The organism is Gilvimarinus sp. F26214L, from assembly GCF_054401055.1.
The window spans coordinates 365,928-387,748 of the sequence record NZ_JBTIYG010000001.1 but is presented as its reverse complement, the minus strand read 5'-3'; the positions used below and the strand labels follow the sequence as shown (position 1 = coordinate 387,748).

Genomic DNA, 21,821 nt, shown 5'->3' with positions numbered 1-21,821 from the left:
AGGGCCCCGGAGCGCCTGGCGGGCTCCAGGACCTGAAGGGTCGATTACCTAGTCGACTCTGTTCTCTTCGGATTCTTTTTCATACGGCGTGAGCTTCACGAGCACGCCCATCTTCGGGTGGTCGATGTAGTGAAGCTCTTCGCTTCTCATGCGGCGTTCCTGCTGCATCCCGACAATGTTCTCGACCACATACGGCTGAGACAAAATCTCGTCGAACTGATCTTCACGACCCTGATTGAGCTGATGCCAAAGACCGCTGCCCCGGTCATCAATGGTGAACAGCTGATCGGCCTCAAGGGGCCGGTTGGGTGGCCAGGGCAGGGGAGGCCAGGGTGGGCGCTCCTGGCCGAAGTTGGTTGCAAATCGGGATAACCATAAATCGGTTTCAATATGTAGATAGGTTCGAAGATTGAGGTTGATGCTGCCCTCCAACTCGTGATGATCCCCGAACTCCTCCCCGCCGAAGATCAGGATGCTCGGCTCACGGCGGTTTTCCACGAAAGGTTGTCTCCAGCCGCCGTGGAACAGCACACGGTACTGTCGGCCTTGCCTGAGGCGGCGTAGCTCGGCATTCAGACCCAGCTGGTCATCGGGCAGAAGCACGTACGCCTCATCGTCGGAACTGCCGGATTCACCCCGGCTCTCGCCGATCGGCGATCCCTCTTCTACTGTGGTGGGTGCATCGGGGTCATGCAGTTCCCGCCACCGCAGGGGGTAATCCAGCTCGATGTCGGTACGCCAATTCTCTTGACCGTCCTGGGGGTCGCCACCCTGCTCAAAGACAATCAGCTCGACCTGGTACCAGCGCTCTTCACTTGCAGTGGTCTGCCCCCAGGCCGGAAAGGCGGCGAGAACCAGCACGCACATCACGCTGAAACCGCGCACGATGGTGTGCACAGGGTGGCAATTGGAATTTGATGAATTCATTTAGGCTGCCTGTTCTTTGCGGGAGAGGAGGTCCAGGACCTGTTCGACGGCGTCGAACTTGGCTTCGCTATTGTCCATATCGGCGCTGAATTTTAAATGATTAGCACCGCTGAGTTGGAAGTTTTGTGGTTGAGTTTGCACCAGTTTGACGATTACCAGGGGATCTACGCTGGTGTGCTGGGCAAACTCGATACGCCCGCTCTGGCCACCGGCTTCCAGTTTGGCAATGCCCAGGGCGGCCGTCCGGAGTTTCATCTCACTAATGCGGAACAGGTTCTTGGTCGCGGGGGGCAGGAGGCCGAACCGATCGATCATTTCCACCTGCAGCTCCCGCAACTCCTCCTCGTTCTGGGCTCCGGCGATGCGCTTGTACATGATCAGGCGGGTGTGGACGTCGGGCAGGTAGTCGTCGGGGATCAGCGCGGGAACGCGCAGATTGATGTCCACACTCTCGGGCTGGGACAGGTCCACGTCCGGCGTCTTGCCTTCCCGCAGCGCCTTCACCGCCCGGTCCAGAAGCTCCATATACAGGGAGAAGCCGATGTTCTGAATCTGCCCACTCTGTTCATCGCCCAAGAGCTCGCCGGCTCCGCGGATCTCCATGTCGTGAGTCGCCAGCACGAAGCCGGCTCCGAGATCAACGGTACTGGCAATGGCGTCCAGGCGTTTGACCGCATCCTTGGTCATCTGCTTGGGGGGCGGTGTAAGGAGGTAGGCATAAGCCTGGTGGTGAGAGCGCCCCACGCGCCCGCGTAGCTGATGCAGTTGAGCGAGGCCAAACTTGTCCGCCCTGTCTATGATGATGGTGTTGGCATTGGGCACATCAATGCCGGTTTCGATAATCGTGCTGCAGACCAGAACGTTGGAGCGTTTGTGGTAGAAGTCGCTCATGACCTGTTCCAGTTCACGCTCGCGCAATTGCCCGTGGCCAATGGCAATGCGGATCTCGGGAAGAATATCCTGGAGTTCGCGGGCCGTCTTTTCGATGGTTTTCACCTCATTGTGCAGGTAGTAAACCTGCCCTCCGCGCAGAACCTCCCGCGTAATGGCTTCCTTTACAAGGCCCTGATCATGCTGGCGCACGAAGGTTTTGACCGAAAGGCGCCGGGCCGGCGGGGTACTGATGATGGACAGGTCGCGAATGCCGGACATGGCCATGTTCAAAGTGCGCGGAATCGGTGTGGCGGTCAGGGTGAGAATGTCCACCTCGGAACGCAGCGCTTTGAGTTGATCCTTCTGTCGCACGCCAAAGCGGTGTTCCTCGTCGATGATCAGCAGGCCCAGCTTCTGATATTCGATTCCCGACTGCAGCAGTTTGTGGGTCCCGATAAGGATGTCCACCTTGCCGGCACGGAGGTTGTCCAGCACTCCTTCCACTTCACGTGTACTGCGAAAGCGGGACAGAACTTCCACAGTCACCGGCCAGTCCGCAAAGCGGTCCTTGAAGTTGGCGTAGTGCTGTTGCGCCAGCAGGGTGGTGGGGACCAGAACAGCCACCTGCTTGTTGTTCTGAACTGCGATGAATGCTGCGCGCATGGCCACTTCGGTCTTGCCAAAGCCCACGTCACCGCACACCAGGCGGTCCATGGGTTGAGGCGCAAACATGTCCGCGCGCACGGCTTCGATGGCTGCCTCCTGATCCGGAGTTTCTTCAAAGGGGAAGGCCTGGGCAAATTTTTCATAATCCGCAGTCGGATCCCGGTAGGAGAAGCCGGGTTTGGCGGCGCGCCGGGCGTAGACATCCAGCAATTCGGCCGCTACGTCCCGGACCTTTTCCGCTGCTTTGCGTTTTGCCTTCTGCCACTGTTCGCCGCCGAGCCGGTGCAGAGGCGCCGACTCTTCATCCGCGCCGGTGTAGCGACTGATCAGTTCGAGGTTGGCCACAGGAACGAAGAGCTTGTCATTGTTCGCGTACTCGAGCACGAGAAATTCCTGGGCCTGATTCTCCACTTCGATGATCTGCAGGCCGCGGTAGCGACCCACACCATGATCCACATGCACCACGGGAGCGCCGATGCTGAGTTCCGTCAGGTTCTTGATTACCTGGTCGGCCGACTCCTGGCTCTGACGGCGGCGCCGGCGCTGCTGGATCTGGTTTCCGAACAGTTCGCCTTCCGTAATCACCGCGACGCCCTGGCTGGCAAGAACGAGCCCCCGGTCCATGGGGCTTACGGTAATGGCCAGCCTCGCGTCGGATGCCAGGAACCCTTCCCAGGAATCACAGGTTTCGGGGGTTACCCCGATCTTGCTCAGAAGCCCAAGCAGTGTCTCCCGCCGGCCCGCGGATTCGGCGCAAAACAGAATGCGCTCGTCGCTGGCGAGCAGAAAATTTTCCAGTTTGCTGAGGGGGTTGGCCAGCTGGGCATTGATCGTCAGGTCCGGCAGCGGGGCCGTGGCGAACTCGGTGGTTTTTGCGGCCTCCGACTCGGGGCCCTGCAAATCGACCCGCGGGTAGCCCTTGAGGGCGCCGTACAGCCCGTCGCTGCCGACAAAAATGGCGGCCGGGGGCAGAATCGGCCGTTCCGGGTCCACACGCCGGCTTTCATAGCGACGGCTGGCCTCTTCCCAGAAGTTGTTGGCTGCGGTTTCCAGGTCCCCCAGGGTGAAAACAAGACTCTGCTCGGGCAGGTAGTCGAAAAGGGTGCCGCACTCGTCAAAAAACAGCGGCAGGTAATACTCGATGCCCGCGGGGGCGGCGCCGGCGCTCACCTCCTGGTACAGCGGACAGGCCCGATGGTCCACGTCGAAGGTCTGGTGCCATTGGTTGCGAAAGCGGGTAATCCCATCCCTGTCCAGCGGGTACTCGCGGGCGGGCAGCAGTCGGACGGAGTCGATCTGTTCCAGAGTCCGCTGGGTGTCCGGATCAAAGGTGCGAAGAGACTCGATTTCATCGTCGAACAGGTCAATGCGGTAGGGCAGACGGCTGCCCATGGGATAGATGTCAAGGAGCGAGCCCCGGACGGCGTATTCACCGTGCTCATACACGGTCTCCACATTGCGGTAGCCGGAGCGCTGGAGCCGTTGGCTCATGGCAAGGAGTTCCAGCTTCTGGCCCCGTTCCAGCATCAGGCTGTTTTGCTGTAGATATTCGGGCGGAGCCAGTCGATGCAACAAAGTGGTTACCGGGACGACCAGGATCCCGCGCTTGAGCATGGGCAGCTGATAGAGGGTGCGCAGCCGGTCGGAGATGATGTCCTCGTGGGGCGAAAAATAGTCGTAGGGCAGGGTCTCCCAGTCGGGCAGCTGAAGCAGCGGGAGGGCGAGGCCCTCGTCATTGTTCAGATAAAACCCCAGCTCGGCCTCCAGGGCGGCCGCCGAGGCACTGTTGGCGGTGATGACTACGGTCAGGCTCTCGTGGGTGCCGGCAGCAGAAGCGACGCAGAGCGCTGCCGCGCTTCCGTGCAGGGACCCCCAGCGGCGACGGTCGCCGGCACGGGTGGGGTAGGGCGGTCGAAGGGGGTTCTCTGCTGTCATGGGTCCTGCACTGTCTGCTGCTGTGGTGAATGTCCCCCGAGTGGCCACGGAGTCCTAGGTCAGGCCGGGGAGACGGGAGACGACGAATTGGGTCGATCCGAGAGCGGCGGGTATTGTAACGAGTTTCACCCATTCGTGCGGAGCGGGGCAGAACCGGATGCGCAATCTGTGCCACGGCAATCTGTGCCACGGGCTTCTCTGTTGCATTAGCTCCAGCCTGCCGGGATAATATCGACCCCCGCGAGTCGCGCCAAAGGGGCCGGGGCGGGCGCAATCACCCGAGTTTGTTTTCCTACGACGAGAAGGTAGCCATACGTGAAGCAACGACCAAGACCGGACGATTATTTTAAAGACTGGAAGCAACGGGAAGCGCTTGCGGAAGCCATGATTCCCCTGATCGGCAAGCTGAATCGGGATCGCAATGTAGGAATCTACATGTACGGTCGCTCCCTGGTAAACCGCTCGGTGATCGACATCATGAAGGCCCACCGTTTTGTGCGCCAGATCGAGTCCAACGAATTGTCGGAATTCGAGAGCTTTCCCATCCTGCAGGCGCTTTCGGAGCTGGATCTGGGTCATGCCCACGTGGACCTGGGCAAGCTGACCGTCAAGCACATGAAGGTGAACAATGGTAACGGCGCCGATATACCGGCCTTTCTTCAGAGTGAGCTGGGTGCGCTGGTAGGCACCGACCACCGCCCGATTCCGGCGCCCCAGGACATCGTTCTGTACGGCTTTGGCCGTATCGGCCGCCTGGTCGCCCGTCTGCTGATCGACAAGGCTGGCAGCGGCGATATCATGCGACTGCGGGCCATTGTGGTGCGCAAGAGCAAGTCCGACAACGACCTGGTCAAGCGCGCCAGCCTGCTGCGTCGGGATTCGGTACATGGTTCTTTCAAGGGCACCATCCGTATCGACGAGGAAAACAGCAGTTTGATCTGTAACGGCAACGAAATCCGTGTGATCTATGCCGATTCTCCGAGCGAAGTGGACTACACACAGTACGGCATATCCAATGCCATGGTTGTGGACAACACCGGGGTGTGGCGCGACGAAGCCGGCCTGAGCCAGCACCTGAAGTGTCCCGGGGTCAGCAAGGTCATTCTGACCGCGCCGGGTAAAGGGGATATCAAGAACATCGTCTACGGCATCAACAACGACGAGATCAACGCCGATGACCGGATTATCTCCGCTGCCTCCTGTACCACCAACGCCATCGTTCCGCCGCTGAAGGTCATGATGGAGAAGTACGGTGTGATCCACGGGCACGTGGAGACGGTCCACGCCTATACCAACGACCAGAACCTCATCGACAACTTCCATAAGGGAGAGCGGCGCGGCCGCAGCGCACCTCTGAACCTGGTGCTGACCGAAACCGGCGCTGCCAAAGCTGTGTCCAAGGCCTTGCCGGAACTGGCGGGCAAGCTGACCGGCAACGCTATCCGTGTGCCCACACCCAACGTCTCCATGGCCATTCTGAACCTCCGTCTGGGCAAGGCAACCACCAAGGACGAGTTGAACGATCATATGCGGGATGTGGCTCTGCATTCGGAGCTGCAACGCCAGATCGACTATACCCAGTCCCCGGAGGTGGTTTCGACGGATTTCGTAGGCTCGCGCCACGCCTGTGTCTTCGATAGCCGGGCTACCATCGTAGAGGGTGATAACGCGGTACTCTACTGCTGGTACGACAACGAGTTCGGTTATAGCTGCCAGGTGGTTCGTTGCCTGGAAGACATGGCCGGCGTCCAGTATCGGATGTACCCCCTGGACAGCAAGCTTTAGTCCCGGCCTTCTCTGCACGGGAGCCCCTCCCCGGGTGGCTCCCGTGCACTCCTCCTCTTGTGTTGCCCGACCGGGTTTGATGGCCCTGTGCACCGGGTTTTGCGCCAATTGCGCGCAATTTGCACCAAAGTGGTTGCGATAAACACTTCCAATGCCAAAAAAAGCGATTAAAACTGGAAAGGTTTAGGCGTCATCTTTATAATTGCGCCCGATTTTTGGCCTGGGCGTTTCGCCGATCACCACCTTTGCCGGACTGGCAGCCTCGCAAGGATCTCGCTGCAGCGCATTCGGAATTGAGGGCGGGTGCCCGGGCTGTGCCGCGCATGGGCGCGGCGGGGATGTCGGCGGCGTGGACATCGATTGCACTCAAGGGTGAAGTTCCATTGGGGTTGCACGAAGCAGTGTTGGATATTTCTCAGGCTCGCCAGCTAATGCTGTCCATCGAAGAAAGTTCTGCATGGCCTCGTTGCCTTCTGAAGGTCTTCCCTCGGCTCATCGCTCCTGCCGGATTCACAGATGAGCATTCAATCTCCGTTTTCGAATTAGATTAGGCTTAGACGTATGATCGAGATCCGTCGAGGATTAGATTTACCCATCACCGGCAAGCCGGAGCAGTCCATCGCCGAGGCCCCACCGGTTCGTTCCGTGGCCGTGCTCGGCAGCGATTATCACGGCATGAAGCCCACGATGGCCGTCCAGGTGGGCGACAAGGTCAAGCTGGGTCAGCCCCTCTTCACCGACAAGAAGACTCCGGGGGTCATCTATACGGCACCCGCGTCCGGGACTGTATCGGCCATCCATCGTGGCGCCCGGCGGGTCCTCCAGTCGGTCGTAATCGATGTGGAAGGGGATGAGCGCGAAACCTTTGCCAGCTATTCAGCCGGGGAGCTGGGGAGCCTCGATAGAGAAACGGTGAGGGAGAACCTCATCAATTCCGGCCAGTGGCCCGCACTGCGAACGCGCCCTTACAGCAAGGTCCCGGATGTGGAGTCAGAGCCTCATTCGATCTTTGTTACCGCCGTGGACACTCAGCCGCTGGCGGCGGACCCGCGTGTTGTCATCGGTGAAGCGCTTGAAGACTTCAATAACGGCCTGGCGCTGCTTTCGCGGTTGACCGACGGGAAGGTGTTTGTCTGCACAGGAGCCAATGCCCAGCTGGATATCAAGAGCGGCAGCCAGGTTGAAGTGCACGAATTTGGTGGCCCGCACCCCGCGGGCAATGCCGGAACCCACATTCACTTCCTGGACCCGGTCAGCAGCCAGAAGACGGTCTGGACCATCGGCTATCAGGACGTCATCGCCTATGGCCGTCTGTTCACTACCGGCCAGGTCTCCGCGGAACGGGTTGTCGCCCTGGGCGGTCCCCAGGTGGAGAAGCCGCGCCTGCTTCGTACGCGTCTGGGCGCAAACCTGGAGGAGCTGACCGCGGGACAACTGCAGCCGGGTGAAAACCGCATCATCTCCGGGTCCGTGTTTGGGGGCCGCCACGCAAACGGACCTTTTGCCTTCCTCGGCCGCTATCACAACCAGGTGTCCGTACTGCTGGAAGGTCGCGATCGGCCCTTCCTCCACTACCTGAAGCTCGGCGGTGACCGCTTCTCGGCGCTGCCGATCTACCTGTCAAACTTCCTCAAGGGCAAGAAGTTCAGCTTTACCACCTCGACCAATGGCAGTGAGCGTGCCATGGTGCCGGTGGGCAGCTATGAGCGGGTCATGCCCCTGGATATATTACCCACGCAGTTGCTCCGGGCTCTGATTGTTGGCGACACGGAATCGGCGCAGCAGCTCGGATGTTTGGAACTGGATGAAGAAGATCTCGCCCTATGTACCTTTGTATGCCCAGGCAAATACGAGTACGGCCCCATCCTGCGGGACAATCTCAGCAAAATCGAGCGGGAGGGCTAAGCCGTGAAAGTAGTACGTAACTGGCTCGACAAACTGGAACCTCATTTCCATCAGGGCGGCAAGTACGAAAAGTGGTATGCGCTGTATGAAGCAGTGGACACCATCTTCTACCAGCCGAGTGATGTCACCAAAAGCACTGCCCATGTGCGTGACGGTATCGACCTCAAGCGCATCATGATCACCGTGTGGCTGTGTACCTTTCCGGCGATGTTCTACGGTATGTACAACATCGGCTGGCACGCCAACACCATCATGGCAGCTCAGGGGATTGCCGGCGTGACCGACTGGCATGGGCCGATCATCGAGCTACTGGCGGGCTACGACCCCAACAGCTGGTGGGACAACTTCTGGCACGGAGCTGCCTACTTCCTGCCGATATACGCAGTAACGTTCATTGTCGGCGGGTTCTGGGAAGTCCTTTTCGCTATCAAACGTGGCCATGAGATCAACGAGGGCTTCTTCGTTACTTCTGTCTTGTTTGCACTGATTTGTCCGCCGGATCTTCCCCTCTGGCTGGCGGCCCTCGGCATCAGCTTCGGCGTGGTGATCGGGAAAGAGGTGTTCGGCGGGACCGGCAAGAACTTCCTTAACCCGGCACTCACCGGGCGCGCATTTCTGTTCTTTGCCTATGCGCCCTCCATGTCCGGGGATGCGGTCTGGACAAGCGTGGACGGCTACACGGCGGCGACGCCCCTGTCCATTGCGGCTTCCGATGGCATGGTTGCATTGCAGGAACAGGTGAGCTGGCTGGACGCCTTCCTGGGCCGCATCCCCGGTTCCATCGGCGAGACCTCGACCCTGGCCATTCTGCTGGGCGGTGCCGTCATCCTGTTTATGGGGATTGCCTCCATTCGCATCGTCGGTGGTGTTCTGATCGGAATGATCGCCACTGCGCTGCTGTTCAACATGATCGGTTCCGACAGCAACCCGATGTTTGCCATGTCCCCGGCCTGGCACCTGGTACTGGGCGGCTTCGCCTTCGGCATGATTTTCATGGCGACGGATCCGGTCTCCGCTTCCATGACTGATGTGGGCAAATGGTGGTTCGGCGCCCTGATTGGTTTCATGGTGGTGCTGATCCGGGTGGTCAACCCGGCATTTCCCGAGGGCATGATGCTGGCAATCCTGTTTGCCAACCTCTTTGCTCCGCTCATTGACCATCTCGTTATCAAGGCCAACGTCAAGCGGAGGTTAGCGCGTGTCTAGCAACGATACGATCAAGAAGACATTTACGGTTGCCACCATTCTGTGCCTCGTTTGCGCGGTGGTGGTCTCGACCGCAGCGGTAATGTTGAAGCCCTACCAGGAGCAGAACCGCCGCGCGGACATTCAGCGAAACATCCTCTCCATTGCGGGTATGCTCGAGGAGGACCGCAGCGTCCAGGAGCAGTTCGAGGCGGTGAATACCCGGGTCGTGGATCTGGAATCGGGCACCTACACGGACGCAGTGGATCCGACCGAGTACGACGAGCTGACCGCCAGCCGGGACCCGGAAATGTCCACGCCGCTGACGGACGACGAGGATATCGCCAGCATCAATCGCCAGGAAAAATACGCCCGCGTCTATGAGGTGCCGGGAAGCGGCGGTGAACCCACAACTATCATTCTGCCAATTCGCGGTTATGGCCTGTGGGGAACACTGTTCGGTTTCATCGCTCTGGAGGCGGAGAACTACGAAGTTATCGGTCTTGGCTTCTACCAGCACCAGGAGACCCCGGGTCTCGGTGGCGAGGTGGACAACCCCCGCTGGAAAGAGCAATGGGAAGGCAAGCGCGTCTATGAGCAGGAGCCCGGGCAGGTGGACATCCAGCTGGTCAAGGGCGAAGTGGAGCCGGACAACCCCAACGCCCAGTATCAGGTTCAGGGCCTCTCCGGTGCGACGCTGACAACGCGCGGAGTGCAGAATATGCTCAATTTCTGGATGGGGGAGCAGGGATACGCCAAGTTTTTGCGCAACTTAAAGGCAGGTGACGCGTAATGAAGACCAAAGAACTCCTCTTCAACCCGGTATTCGACAATAACCCGATTGCCCTGCAGATCCTCGGGATCTGTTCGGCCCTCGCGGTTACTACGAAGCTCAGCGTGACCCTCGTCATGTGTATCGCACTGACGGCAGTGGTTGCGTTTTCGAACCTGTTCGTATCGCTCGTGCGCAAGCATATACCGAGCAACATCCGCATCATCGTGCAGATGACCATCATTGCCTCGCTGGTAATCCTGGTAGACCAGGTGCTGCGCGCCGTGGCCTACGACATCAGTAAGCAGCTGTCCGTATTCGTGGCCCTTATCGTTACCAACTGTATCGTCATGGGGCGGGCTGAAGCCTTTGCCATGAAGAATGGCCCCACGGCCAGCTTCCTCGACGGCGTTGGGCACGGCCTGGGCTACAGCATTGTCCTGGTTCTGGTGGGCACCACCCGCGAGCTTTTTGGTAGCGGAACTCTGCTCGGCTACACCATTCTCCCGCGGGTCAGCGAAGGCGGCTGGTATGTGCCCAATGGTCTGATGCTGCTCGCGCCAAGCGCCTTCTTCATTATCGGCCTGTTGATCTGGGCACTGCGCGCCTGGAAGCCGGCTCAGGTGGAAGAGCCCGAGTACCGTATTGCCCGCAACACTCAGCCGGTGGAGGTGTAAGTCGTGGAGAATTTGCTGAGTCTTTTCGTTCGTTCGATCTTTATCGAAAACATGGCCCTGGCCTTCTTCCTGGGCATGTGTACCTTCCTGGCAATCTCGAAAAAAATCGACGCCGCCATCGGCCTGGGCATCGCCATCATCGTGGTGCTCGGCCTGACTGTGCCGATCAACAACCTGCTCCTTCAGTATCTGCTGGCGGATGGCGCGTTGGCCTGGGCGGGGCTGCCGGACGTTGATCTGAGCTTCCTGGGGCTGATCACCTATATTGGCGTCATCGCGGCCGTGGTGCAGATTCTGGAGATGTTTCTGGATAAGTACATTCCGGCACTGTACAACGCTCTGGGCGTGTTCCTGCCACTGATCACCGTAAACTGCGCCATTCTCGGAGGCGTGATGTTCATGGTGGAGCGAACCTATTCCTTCCCCGAAAGCATCGCCTTCGGTCTGGGCTCCGGCACCGGGTGGGCTCTGGCCATTGTTGCACTTGCAGGTATCCGGGAAAAGTTGAAGTACAGCGACGTGCCGGCGGGTTTGCAGGGCCTGGGCATCACCTTCATTTCGGTGGGGCTGATGGCGCTCGGTTTTATGTCCTTTGGTGGCATCGACCTCTGATTTGCTGATAGAGACCACAGGCTCCTGGTAAGCGCAAAAACGGCTCACAGTTAACAATATTTGCAGGTAGCGAAGTATGAATGAAATAACCCTTGGCGTCGCAATGTTCACAGCGATCGTGTTGTCGCTGGTTGCCATCATTCTGGTTGCGCGTTCCAAGTTGGTCAGCAGTGGCAATGTCAATATCGTCGTCAACGATGAGCGTACCCTCACTGTGCCTGCCGGTGACAAGCTGCTGCAAACCCTCGCCAACAATGAGCTGTTCCTCGCTTCCGCCTGCGGTGGCGGCGGCTCCTGCGCCCAGTGCAAGTGCATCGTGGAAGAGGGCGGCGGCGCCATGCTCCCGACCGAGTCGGCGCACTTTACACGCCGGGAAGCGCGCGAGGGCTGGCGTTTGTCCTGCCAGACTCCGGTCAAGCAGGACATGAGAATTCGCATTCCCGAAGAAGTGTTCGGGGTCAAGCAGTGGGAGTGTGAGGTTGTTTCAAACCCCAACATGGCCACCTTTATCAAGGAGCTTACTTTGAAGCTGCCGGAAGGTGAAAATGTGGATTTCCGGGCCGGCGGCTACGTGCAACTGGAAGCTCCACCCTTCGAAGTGAAGTTCTCGGATTTCGACATCGAAGAGGAATTCCGTCCTGATTGGGAGCGTTTCGGCTTCTTCGACCTGGTCTGCAAGAACGACGAGCCGGTGATCCGGGCCTACTCCATGGCGAACTATCCGGAAGAGAAAGGTATCGTAAAGTTCAACATCCGGATCGCGACTCCGCCTCCGAAGAGTCAGGGCATTCCCCCGGGAATCATGTCGTCCTACGTGTTCAGCCTGAAACCGGGGGACAAGATCAAGGTCTTCGGTCCGTTCGGGGAGTTCTTCGCCAAGGACACCGATGCCGAAATGGTGTTCATCGGTGGCGGTGCGGGTATGGCGCCCATGCGCTCTCACATTTTTGATCAGCTCAAGCGCCTGCACTCCAAGCGCAAGATCAGCTTCTGGTACGGGGCCCGCTCCCTGCGCGAGCTCTTCTATCAGGATGAATACGACAAATTGGCCGAGGAGCACGACAACTTCCAGTGGCACGTGGCCATGTCCGACCCTCAACCCGAGGACAACTGGACGGGACTCACGGGCTTCATTCACAACGTGCTCTATGAGCAATACCTGAAGGACCATCCGGCGCCGGAAGACTGCGAGTACTATATGTGCGGCCCCCCCATGATGAACGCCGCCGTGATCAAGATGCTCAAAGATCTGGGTGTCGAGGATGAGAACATTCTTCTCGATGACTTCGGTGGCTAGATACCCGATGGCCGCACCATTTCATGGAAGCATCACCGCAAAAGCGAGGCAAAGGATTTTGTCCTCGCTTTTGTGCTTTTGGGGGGCGTTGATTCTTGCCGCCTGCGATACGCCCCGCTTCAGTGCTGAGCGGTTCGCCGGTGAGACCATGGGCACCAGCTATCATGTAACGGTGGTGACGGAACGGGGCACCGAGTTGCCGCCGGGTCTGGGTGACTCCATTGATGACTGGCTGGCGGAAGTCAACGAGAGCATGTCCACCTATTTGCCGGATTCGGAATTGTCGCGCCTCAATCGGGGGCCGCAGAACGAGTGGCTGCCCGTCTCGCCCATGCTCATGGAGGTGCTCAAGGAGGCGCAGCGTATCAGCCATCTGAGCGGTGGTGCCTTCGATATAACCGTGGGTCCGCTGGTGGATCTCTGGGGCTTCGGACCCGTGGATACAAACGGACAGGTGCCGAGCGACGAGGCTCTGGCCAGGGTACGGGCCCAGGTCGGCTACGAACATCTGGAACTGCGGGACGAACCTCCTGCAATCCGCAAGACCGCGCCCATAAGCCTGGACCTGTCGGCGATTGCCAAAGGTTACGGAGCGGATTACGTGGGCCGCAAACTGCAGGAATTGGGGCTCGGTAACCATCTCGTCGAAGTCGGGGGGGATCTGCTGGTCAACGGACACAACCAGTACGGTGAAACGTGGAAAATCGGCGTTGAGCGTCCTGCGTTTGAGACGGAAGGCGTACAGCAAGCCCTGAGTCTGGAGCGGGGCGGTGTCGCAACCTCCGGTGATTACAGGAATTTTTTCCAGCAGGGCGGTCAAATATACTCACACATACTTGATCCCCGGGTGGGTCGGCCAGTGCGACAGAATCTGGCTTCGGTAACGGTCGTGGCCGAGACCGCTGCAAGGGCAGATGGCCTGGCGACAGCGTTCTCAGTGCTCGGGGCCGAAGAAGGGCTGGAGGTCGCGGCTGACGAGGACATCGCGCTCTACCTCATCATTCGACGCGGCGATGACTTCCTCACCCGGCAATCCGACGCGTTTGGCAACTATGTTGAATCAAAGGATGCTGAATAAAACCATGTTCGATCGCGCTGAGCTGAACAGCGCGCCTTATCCTCCTACAGTCTGGTTAGAGTTATGATGGTTGTTTTTCTGAGCGTTTGTATTTTGCTACTGGTGGTTGGCGCAATGTCCATTGGCGTCATCATGGGCCGAGAGCCTATTAAAGGCTCGTGCGGCGGCATGAGCGCGTTGGGTATGAAAACCGCCTGTGATATCTGCGGTGGGGAGGCGGGCCGGTGCGAAAAGAATGCCGAGTCCGGAGAAAAACCGAACGCCGACCTTGCCTATGACGCCGCGGCGGGCCGCCCCGGAGCAGCGGATCAGCGAAGCTGATTCCACTATACGACCCGTAGCCCCTCTGCGCTCGCGGACTCCCTGTACCTGCGTGACCTGAGTTCTTCTCGCTTTTCAGAACAATTAAACAATGGATTTCGACGTATTAGTGATTGGCTCCGGCCCGGCCGGAGAAGGGGCAGCAATGGCCTGCGTGAAAGCGGGCAAGCGCGTTGCCATGGTAGAGAACCAGCAAGCCGTTGGTGGCAATTGCACTCACAAGGGGACCATTCCTTCCAAAGCCCTTCGCCATGCCATCAAGCAGCTGGTTCGGTTTAACACCAATCCTCTGTTTCGCGAGATTGGCGATGCGCGGGTGATCAGTTTCCCGAAGGTGCTCGAGTCCGCGAGTCAGGTGATCCCCAAGCAGGTGGACATGCACGCCCGGCACTTCAGCCGCAACAGAATCCGCTTGCTCAAGGGGCACGGTTATTTGCTTGATGCGCATCGGGTCCAGGTCACGTTCGCCGATGGAGCGAAAGAAACTTTTACCTGTGAGAACGTGGTTATCGCCACTGGATCGCGCCCCTACCATCCCGCCGACCTGGATTTCACCCATCCCCGCGTGTACGACAGCGACACGATTCTGCAGATGCAGCACACACCGCGAACGCTGCTGATTTACGGAGCCGGCGTGATTGGTTGCGAGTATGCCTCCATCTTCTCCGGTATGGGCGTGAAGGTGGACCTGATCAACAGCCGTGATCGATTGCTATCGTTTCTCGATGACGAGATTTCCGACGCACTCAGCTACCACCTGCGCGACAACAGCGTAATGGTGCGGCACGGGGAGGAGTTCGAGTGCATTACAGATGATCGGGATCGCCTGGAGATGCATCTGAAATCCGGCAAGAAGCTTAAGGCCGACGCGCTTCTCTGGTGCAACGGTCGTGCGGGTAACACGGAAAACCTCGGCTTGGAAAATGTAGGCCTGCAGGCAGACCACCGGGGTCAGTTACAGGTAAACGGCAGCTATCAGACGGCGATCGCCAATATCTATGCAGCTGGTGATGTGATCGGCTGGCCGAGCCTAGCCAGTGCTTCCTACAACCAGGGGCGAGTCGTGGCTGCAGCCATCCTGGGGGAAAAACGCGATTCGATTACCGAAACGCCGACGGGCATCTACACCCTCCCGGAGATCAGCTCGTTGGGCAAATCAGAACGAGAGCTGACTGCCGCCCGAGTCCCCTATGAAGTGGGACGCGCCTATTTCAAGAACACGGCACGAGCCCAGATCAGTGGCGAGGATGTGGGGGTTCTGAAAATACTTTTTCATACCGAGACCTTTCAGATACTCGGCATCCATTGTTTTGGTGCAGAAGCGTCGGAAATCATCCACATCGGCCAGGCCATCATGCGGCAGCCCGGAGAGGCTAACAATATCCACTATTTTGTGGACACGGTATTCAACTACCCCACGATGGCGGAAGCCTACCGAACTGCGGCCCTGGAAGGCATCAACCGACTTAATCGCCGCTGACTGACGCGGTGATCCGGAATGGTGCTGGAATCAAAAAGCCATTACCACGGCCGTGATGCCCACGACGCTGAATACCAATGTATAGGGCAGCGCCATCATGACCATCCTCCCGTAGGATAGCCGGATCAGTGGAGCCAGTGCCGAGGTGAGGAGGAAGAGGAAGGCGGCCTGGCCGTTGGGTGTGGCCACGCTGGGGAGATTGGTCCCCGTGTTTACGGCCACCGCCAGATTGTTGAAATGTTCGCGGGATATCTCGCCCGCTTCAAGGGCAGACCTGACCTCGCTGATGTAGACCGTCGCAACGAACACGTTGTCGCTGATTGCGGATAGCAGGCCATTGGCTACGAACAGGACGGGCGCCTGGTTTTCCGCCTCTTGTGACAGTACCCAGTTGATGATGGGCGTGAACAGATGTTGCCCGTGAATCACGGCCACAATCGCAAAGAACACCACCAGCAATGAGGTAAACGGCAGCGCCTCCTCGAATGCGCGGCCGATCCTGTGCTCCTCGGTGATGCCATTGAAGGACGTGAGGAGGATTATGATGGTGAGGCCGATCAATCCGATTTCCGCGACGTGAAACGCCAGCGCCCCTACCAGGAGGAGGGCGCAAACGCCCTGGGTAATCAGCTGCATCTGCTCCCGTCGACTGCGTTTCTTGTCCTCGCTTTCTGCGAACTCGACGAGGACCTTGTAAACGGTGTCCGGAAGTGTGGCGCCGTAGCCAAAAACCTTGGCCTTCTCCAGGACGATCACCGTGCTCAGGCCGAAGACCAGCACGGGCATGGTGATCGGCGCCATGCGCAGGAAAAACTCGCCGAAATCCCATCCCGCGACCTGGGCGATGATTACGTTCTGTGGCTCACCGACCATGGTGCAGACGCCTCCCAACGCGGTTCCCACCGCGCCATGCATGACCAGGCTGCGGAGAAAGGCACGGAACCGATCGAGATCCGATCGGTGATACTCCTGCACCAGTAAATCATTGGAGAAGTCGTGTTGCTGGGGAGCTCCGGACGCAAATCGGTGGTAGACCGAGTAGAATCCCACTGAAACTGCAATGAGCACTGCGGTTACGGTGAGAGCGTCCAGGAAGGCGGAGAGTGTCGCCGCGGACACGGAGAACAGGAGGGAGAGCGCCACCTTGGACCGGACGCGGATAAACATCTTTGTAAAAATGTACAACAGCAGGTCCTTCATGAAGAAGATACCTGCAACCATGAACATCAGCAGAAAAATGACAGTAAGGTTGTTGAGCACTTCCTGATAAACCATCTCCGGGGTGGTCAATCCCAGCAAAACGGCCTCCAGCGCCAACAGGCCGCCGGGCTGGAGCGGGTAGCAGCGCAGGGCCATGGCCAGGGTGAAGATGAACTCCACCAGCAGCAGCCAGCCGGTAACGAAGGGACCAAGCACGAGAACGGCGAGGGGGTTGAGGATCAGAAAGCCGAGGATCGCCTGCTTGTACCACGTTGGAGAGTTGCCTAGAAAGTTGCCGGAGAAGGCGGAAAACATTGGAGTGGTCATGGGAAGTGTTGCATCCTGAATTTTGGCGATTTCGGGCGGGCGAGTCCTGCACAGTCCGGGCCTGCCGATTCTGTGGCTGACCGACCGGACATTGCGCCTTCCTCGCTTGCGCGCCCTACACGGGGTGCGAACAGGCCGATCAGAAATTGAGCGGCTTTGCGGCGCATCACGCCTCGCCCGGCGGAAATCCGCTAAGACCCCAGCGCGTATATGATTTTCTGCTATAAATTGATAAGTTAGAGCCCCCTGCTGCCGCCCGGTCCCTGCTCGCTTCCAGAGTGAGATACCTGGCGCCAAGCGGGGAGAATGAGCTTAAGCATTTACGCATTGCATTACTGAAAGGAAAACCCGGTGAGCCAAAGCGCTAGCATCAATCTGAGTTCCCTTGGTCTGGTTCATGACGAACTGGTGGCGACCATCGAGCAGTCTGCCGGGAAACTCGAGCAGTTCGTTGCCGACATGGATAGCAGTGAGCTATTGCAGAGTTGCATCGAAGGGCTGCAGCAGATCACCGGCACTCTGAGTCTGGTACAGCTCAAGGGAGCTGACCTGCTCGCGCAAGAAGCATTGGCTCTGGCGACGGAGATCACGGTAGGCGACGAAAAACTGGAGCGGCGGCTGGGCGCGCTCACCGACGCGTTCTTCGTCATACCCCGGTACATCGAGTATACCTTGCAGACCCGCCGCGCGCTGCCCGTTTTGCTGATTCCCACTATCAATGATCTGCGCCAGGCTCGTGGAGCGGCGCTATTGGAAGAAAGCTACTTCTTCCCCCTCGACCTGCAGCGGGCCAGGCCCTTGCCGGGGCAAACAAGCGCGGCGCTGGGGGAAGATCTGACCGCCCTGGTGCGGCGCTTGCGCCACATGTATCAGGCCGGGCTGGTCAATGTGCTGCAGGGGCGGCTGGTGAAGCCTTCCCTGGGTATGATGCAGCGAGCCATGCAGCGCCTGGCAGCGGTGTCCGGTGATCGGCCAATGGGCACCTTGTGGCGGGTTGCTGCCACTGCGCTTGAGGTCATGGCGACCGAACAGATGGAGATCAACCGCGGTCGCAAGTTGCTGTTCGGCGCCATCGATCGGCAGATTAAAGCCCTTCAGACCAAGGGCAGGGCGGCACTGGATCAGGACGTTCCGGCCACTTTGATCAAGGATTGCGTGTACCTGGTATCGATCTCCGGGGCCAGTACCAAGAGCGCCACCGAAATCCTCGAGGCTTTCCCCCACGACCCTCCGGGCATCCTGGATCGGGAACTCAGCCGCCAGGGGGAAGTTCTCCTGGGGCCCAGCGCCACCACCGTGCACTCGGTGGCCGCTGTCATGCGCGAGGAACTCAACAAGATCAAGGATGTTCTGGAGCGCGCATCTCAAAGCGGCGTGGACGCGATCTCCGACTTCGACGAGCTGCTGGGTATGATGGGCAAAGTGGCTGAGATCCTCAGTGTGGTTGGCCTGATCTCGCCGAGCAATGCCCTGAAAGAGGAGATGGCCAAGGTGGAAGCCTGGCGGGACTCGCCGGGCGAGGCGGATCCCCAGACCATGATCGACGTGGCGGATGTGGTTCTGTATATCGAGAGCACCATCTCCAGCCTGGAGATCTCCAATCTTTCCGACGAGAAACTGGCTCAGGCCAACTCCATTGCCCGCCAGGAGGTCATCGCTTCAAGCCAGCTGGCGGAAGCGGAACTGATCGTTCTGCAGGAGGCGGAGAGTGGACTGGCTTTGGTGAAACGGGCTCTGAACGCTTTCGCTGAATCCAATTACGATCGGGGGCACATCAAGAATGTTGCGGCGACCCTGACGAGCGTTCGGGGCGGAATGGCTGTTTTGAGTCTGGCCCGCGCCAGCCAGGTGGTGTCCGCCTGTGTGGAATTTGTCAGCGATACCTTGCTGCACAACGATCAGCCCGCCGCGCTGCAGCATCTGCTGGAAACCTTTGCTGATGCGGTCATTGGTCTGGAGTACTATCTGGACGCGGTAAAAAGCGACCGAAACGCGGGGGATTCCATCCTGGAAATCGCCGAAGAAAGCCTCGCGGCGCTCGGTCATGCGGTCAAACCCTAGGGCAGGCACATGAGCGATTTCGTTCCCGGATTTTCCCCTCCTGCCGATGTGGACGAGCCCTGCTACGTGGTTGTGAGTGAGGGGCGGCTGCTCATGGGAGATGATCCCATGTGGCGGCCCCTCGACCAGGCCGCCTGGCGCTTCGCCGGGCTCGTTCCCCGGGAGCAACATTACATCGGTCTGTTTGGCAGCCGACCGGTCTACGCTGTAGACGTAGCGCCGGACGCGGTGCCACCTCCCTCCCTTCACTGGGTGCCCCTGCGGGCACTGATCGGCAACGGCGCCATCGGCGCCCCGGAATTCGACATGGTCGGCTGTGCCCTCCAGGTATTCAACTGGGACCGCAGTCACCAGTACTGTGGGCAGTGCGGCAGCCCCACCGTAGCTCACCTGGGCGAACGGGCACGCGTGTGTGAACGCTGCGCGCTTCATTACTATCCGCGCATTTCGCCCTGCGTGATCGTGCTGATTACCCGGGGGAATGAATGCCTGCTGGCCCGGCACAAACAATCGAGGGGGAACTTCTACACCGCATTGGCGGGCTTCGTGGAGCCGGGAGAATCGGTGGAGGCCGCCCTGCGCCGCGAAGTGGCGGAAGAGGTGGCCTTGCAGGTGCGCGAGCTTCAATATTTCGGGAGCCAGACCTGGCCCTTTCCGGGCCAGCTGATGTTGGGGTTCCATGCGGAATATGATCACGGCGATATTGCCGTGGATGACGAGGAAATTGCCGACGCTCGCTGGTATCATTACGAAAACTTGCCCTTGATTCCGCCGGCGGGTACGCTGTCCGGCATGTTAATAAAACACTTTGTGGACAGCCGGAACCGGTGATACAGCCCGGGCTTTGCTGTTGACGGGTTCGTCAGATTTCCCGGCGAAGATCGAGGCCCATCTATATGTTCTACAGCGTTTTGGCCATAGCAATAATCATAGTTGGCTTGATCGTTGTCGGTTTCTCACTGAAGATTCTCGTGCGTCCCGGCTGGCTGTTTGGCTGGTTGCGGGGGATGTCCGGACTGGCCTTGGTGGCCGTCGGCATCGTGCTGACCATGGCAGCCCTGGACCTGTACAGCTACAAGCAAATCGTCGCGGAAAAATCCGTGGCAACCATCAGTTTCGAACAACTTGGGCCCCAACGATTCAGCGCTCTGCTCGTGGACAGCGATGGCCGGGAAAACCGCTACGAACTGGCGGGTGATCAATGGCAACTGGATGCGCGCCTGATCAAGTGGCCGGATAGCCTGGCCGCCCTCGGAATCAAGCCGGGCTTCCGCCTGGATCGCATCAGCGGACGGTATTACTCTCTGGAGATGGAGCGCAGCGCGGAAAGGACGGTGTACGCCCTCAGCGATAACCGCACCGGTGTCGACGTGTGGGAGTTCTTTCACCGCCAGAACGGGGCCTTCAACCTGATTGATGCGGTGTACGGCAGCGCCACCTTTGTACCTATGGCCGATGATGCGCTCTACGAGATACTGCTCTCGCACTCGGGCCTCCTTGCCCGCCCATTGAACGATCCGGCCCGGACCGCACTCCAACACTGGGAATAAACGAATCGATTTTGACGCCTGACACCCGGCTCCCTGGAGCCGGGTGTTTGACTTAGACAGAAGGAAAGCATTCTTGGAATTCATCACTGAGTACGGCCTGTTTTTGGCCAAGACCGCAACCATTCTTATCGCGATCGTGGTTATCGTCAGCATGATCAGCGCCCTGACTCACAAGGGGGGCGGGAAACGAGAGCACCACGGCCACATCCAGGTAACCAAGCTCAATGATTGGTACAAGCACATGGGGGATATCCTGCGCAAGGCCGTGCTCGACTCCCACCTGGTAAAACTTCAAGGCAAACTGGACAAGCAGCGGGAAAAGAAAGAGCAAGCGGAAAAGAAAAAGGCCTTTAGAAAACGCTCCTCTGGAGACCACAAGACCGATCGCAAGCGGGTGTTCGTTCTCAACTTTGATGGCGATATGAAGGCCAGCGCCACCAGCAATCTCCGCGAAGAAATCACCACGGTCCTGAGCGTTGCCACCCCCGAGGACGAAGTTGTAGTGCGCCTTGAGAGCTCCGGCGGTCTGGTGCACAGCTATGGCCTGGCAGCCAGCCAACTCAGTCGCATCCGAAGTCGAAAAATCCCGCTGACTGTCTGTGTCGACAAAGTGGCTGCGAGCGGAGGCTACATGATGGCTTGTGTGGCTGACCGGATCCTGGCCGCCCCGTTTGCGGTCATCGGGTCGATCGGTGTGGTGGGGCAACTTCCCAATTTCCATCGCTTGTTGCAGCGCATCCCCGTGGACTATGAGATGGAAACGGCGGGAGAGTACAAGCGTACGCTGACCATGTTTGCGGAAAATACGGACAAAGATCGGCAGAAGTTTGCCGAGGAGCTCGAGGACACCCATCAGCTCTTCAAGTCATTCATTCGCGACAATCGCGCGAAACTGGATGTAGATGCCGTGGCGACCGGTGAAACCTGGTACGGCAGCGAAGCCGTGGAAAAACAACTGATTGACGAGGTCCAAACCAGCGACGACTACCTGACCGCTCAGGTGGACGACGCGGATATTTTTGAAGTGGAGTATGTGTTCAGGAAAACCCTGCCCGAGCGCTTCGGGCTGGCCTCCCAGCAGGCGCTGGACCGCTTGTTGCTCACCTGGTGGGGGCGACTGCAGACGACCCGCTTCTTCTCCTGATCCGCATTCAGTACCTTTTCCAGGAG

At 59.0% G+C, this 21,821-nt stretch carries 17 protein-coding genes; 14 read left to right on the top strand and 3 right to left on the bottom strand.

Annotation, left to right across the window (positions count from 1 at the left end; translation table 11 throughout):
• Positions 1-48 precede the first annotated feature (48 nt).
• Together ACURWW_RS01640 and mfd are read right to left on the bottom strand one after the other, a co-directional pair.
• Positions 49-927 (bottom strand): peptidoglycan binding protein CsiV, encoded by an 879-nt coding sequence (locus ACURWW_RS01640; RefSeq protein ID WP_445615268.1) that lies wholly within the window; start codon positions 925-927, stop codon positions 49-51.
• Positions 928-4,401 (bottom strand): transcription-repair coupling factor, encoded by a 3,474-nt coding sequence (mfd, locus tag ACURWW_RS01635; RefSeq protein ID WP_445615267.1) that lies wholly within the window; start codon positions 4,399-4,401, stop codon positions 928-930. It lies immediately after the preceding gene.
• Between the two features lie 384 nt (positions 4,402-4,785).
• Here mfd and ACURWW_RS01630 point away from each other — a divergent pair, with 384 nt between their 5' ends.
• The 10 genes from ACURWW_RS01630 to sthA all read left to right on the top strand — a co-directional run bounded on the left by ACURWW_RS01630 (position 4,786) and on the right by sthA (position 15,513).
• Positions 4,786-6,186 (top strand): glyceraldehyde-3-phosphate dehydrogenase, encoded by a 1,401-nt coding sequence (locus ACURWW_RS01630; RefSeq protein WP_445615387.1) that lies wholly within the window; start codon positions 4,786-4,788, stop codon positions 6,184-6,186.
• A 561-nt stretch (positions 6,187-6,747) separates the two neighbouring features.
• Positions 6,748-8,091, top strand: coding sequence for a Na(+)-translocating NADH-quinone reductase subunit A (locus tag ACURWW_RS01625; RefSeq protein WP_445615266.1), 1,344 nt, complete (start codon positions 6,748-6,750; stop codon positions 8,089-8,091).
• 3 nt (positions 8,092-8,094) lie between these two features.
• On the top strand, positions 8,095-9,297 hold the full coding sequence (locus ACURWW_RS01620) for an NADH:ubiquinone reductase (Na(+)-transporting) subunit B (RefSeq protein ID WP_445615265.1): 1,203 nt from the start codon (positions 8,095-8,097) through the stop codon (positions 9,295-9,297).
• On the top strand, positions 9,290-10,069 hold the full coding sequence (locus ACURWW_RS01615) for a Na(+)-translocating NADH-quinone reductase subunit C (RefSeq protein ID WP_445615264.1): 780 nt from the start codon (positions 9,290-9,292) through the stop codon (positions 10,067-10,069). Before ACURWW_RS01620 ends, ACURWW_RS01615 begins: the two co-directional genes overlap by 8 nt.
• The gene (locus ACURWW_RS01610) at positions 10,069-10,725 is read left to right on the top strand and encodes an NADH:ubiquinone reductase (Na(+)-transporting) subunit D (RefSeq protein WP_445615263.1); all 657 of its coding nucleotides are present in this window, start codon (positions 10,069-10,071) and stop codon (positions 10,723-10,725) included. The genes ACURWW_RS01615 and ACURWW_RS01610 overlap by 1 nt, the downstream gene beginning before the upstream one ends.
• A gap of 3 nt (positions 10,726-10,728) precedes the next feature.
• Complete coding sequence (gene nqrE, locus ACURWW_RS01605; protein ID WP_445615262.1) at positions 10,729-11,337, top strand: NADH:ubiquinone reductase (Na(+)-transporting) subunit E; 609 nt, start codon at positions 10,729-10,731, stop codon at positions 11,335-11,337.
• Between the two features lie 76 nt (positions 11,338-11,413).
• Positions 11,414-12,634 (top strand): NADH:ubiquinone reductase (Na(+)-transporting) subunit F, encoded by a 1,221-nt coding sequence (nqrF, locus tag ACURWW_RS01600; protein WP_445615261.1) that lies wholly within the window; start codon positions 11,414-11,416, stop codon positions 12,632-12,634.
• Positions 12,635-12,782: 148 nt separating this feature from the next.
• On the top strand, positions 12,783-13,712 hold the full coding sequence (locus tag ACURWW_RS01595; protein WP_445615260.1) for an FAD:protein FMN transferase: 930 nt from the start codon (positions 12,783-12,785) through the stop codon (positions 13,710-13,712).
• A 63-nt stretch (positions 13,713-13,775) separates the two neighbouring features.
• The gene (gene nqrM, locus ACURWW_RS01590) at positions 13,776-14,033 is read left to right on the top strand and encodes a (Na+)-NQR maturation NqrM (protein ID WP_445615259.1); all 258 of its coding nucleotides are present in this window, start codon (positions 13,776-13,778) and stop codon (positions 14,031-14,033) included.
• 91 nt (positions 14,034-14,124) lie between these two features.
• The gene (gene sthA / locus ACURWW_RS01585) at positions 14,125-15,513 is read left to right on the top strand and encodes a Si-specific NAD(P)(+) transhydrogenase (RefSeq protein WP_445615258.1); all 1,389 of its coding nucleotides are present in this window, start codon (positions 14,125-14,127) and stop codon (positions 15,511-15,513) included.
• 30 nt (positions 15,514-15,543) lie between these two features.
• Here sthA and nhaB read toward each other — a convergent pair whose 3' ends face one another.
• The gene (gene nhaB / locus ACURWW_RS01580) at positions 15,544-17,040 is read right to left on the bottom strand and encodes a sodium/proton antiporter NhaB (protein WP_445615257.1); all 1,497 of its coding nucleotides are present in this window, start codon (positions 17,038-17,040) and stop codon (positions 15,544-15,546) included.
• Positions 17,041-17,391: 351 nt separating this feature from the next.
• Between nhaB and ACURWW_RS01575 the strand changes: the two genes are divergently transcribed.
• From ACURWW_RS01575 to sohB, 4 genes are all read left to right on the top strand, one after another.
• Entirely contained in the window at positions 17,392-19,101 is a 1,710-nt protein-coding gene (locus ACURWW_RS01575; protein WP_445615256.1) for a pilus assembly protein, read from the top strand.
• Positions 19,102-19,110: 9 nt separating this feature from the next.
• The gene (nudC, locus tag ACURWW_RS01570; protein ID WP_445615255.1) at positions 19,111-19,932 is read left to right on the top strand and encodes an NAD(+) diphosphatase; all 822 of its coding nucleotides are present in this window, start codon (positions 19,111-19,113) and stop codon (positions 19,930-19,932) included.
• Positions 19,933-20,039: 107 nt separating this feature from the next.
• Positions 20,040-20,651: a cation/multidrug efflux pump gene (locus ACURWW_RS01565; protein WP_458618426.1), complete on the top strand. Its 612-nt coding sequence runs from the start codon at positions 20,040-20,042 to the stop codon at positions 20,649-20,651.
• Positions 20,652-20,724: 73 nt separating this feature from the next.
• The gene (gene sohB, locus ACURWW_RS01560) at positions 20,725-21,795 is read left to right on the top strand and encodes a protease SohB (RefSeq protein WP_445615253.1); all 1,071 of its coding nucleotides are present in this window, start codon (positions 20,725-20,727) and stop codon (positions 21,793-21,795) included.
• The last annotated feature ends 26 nt before the right edge of the window (positions 21,796-21,821 follow it).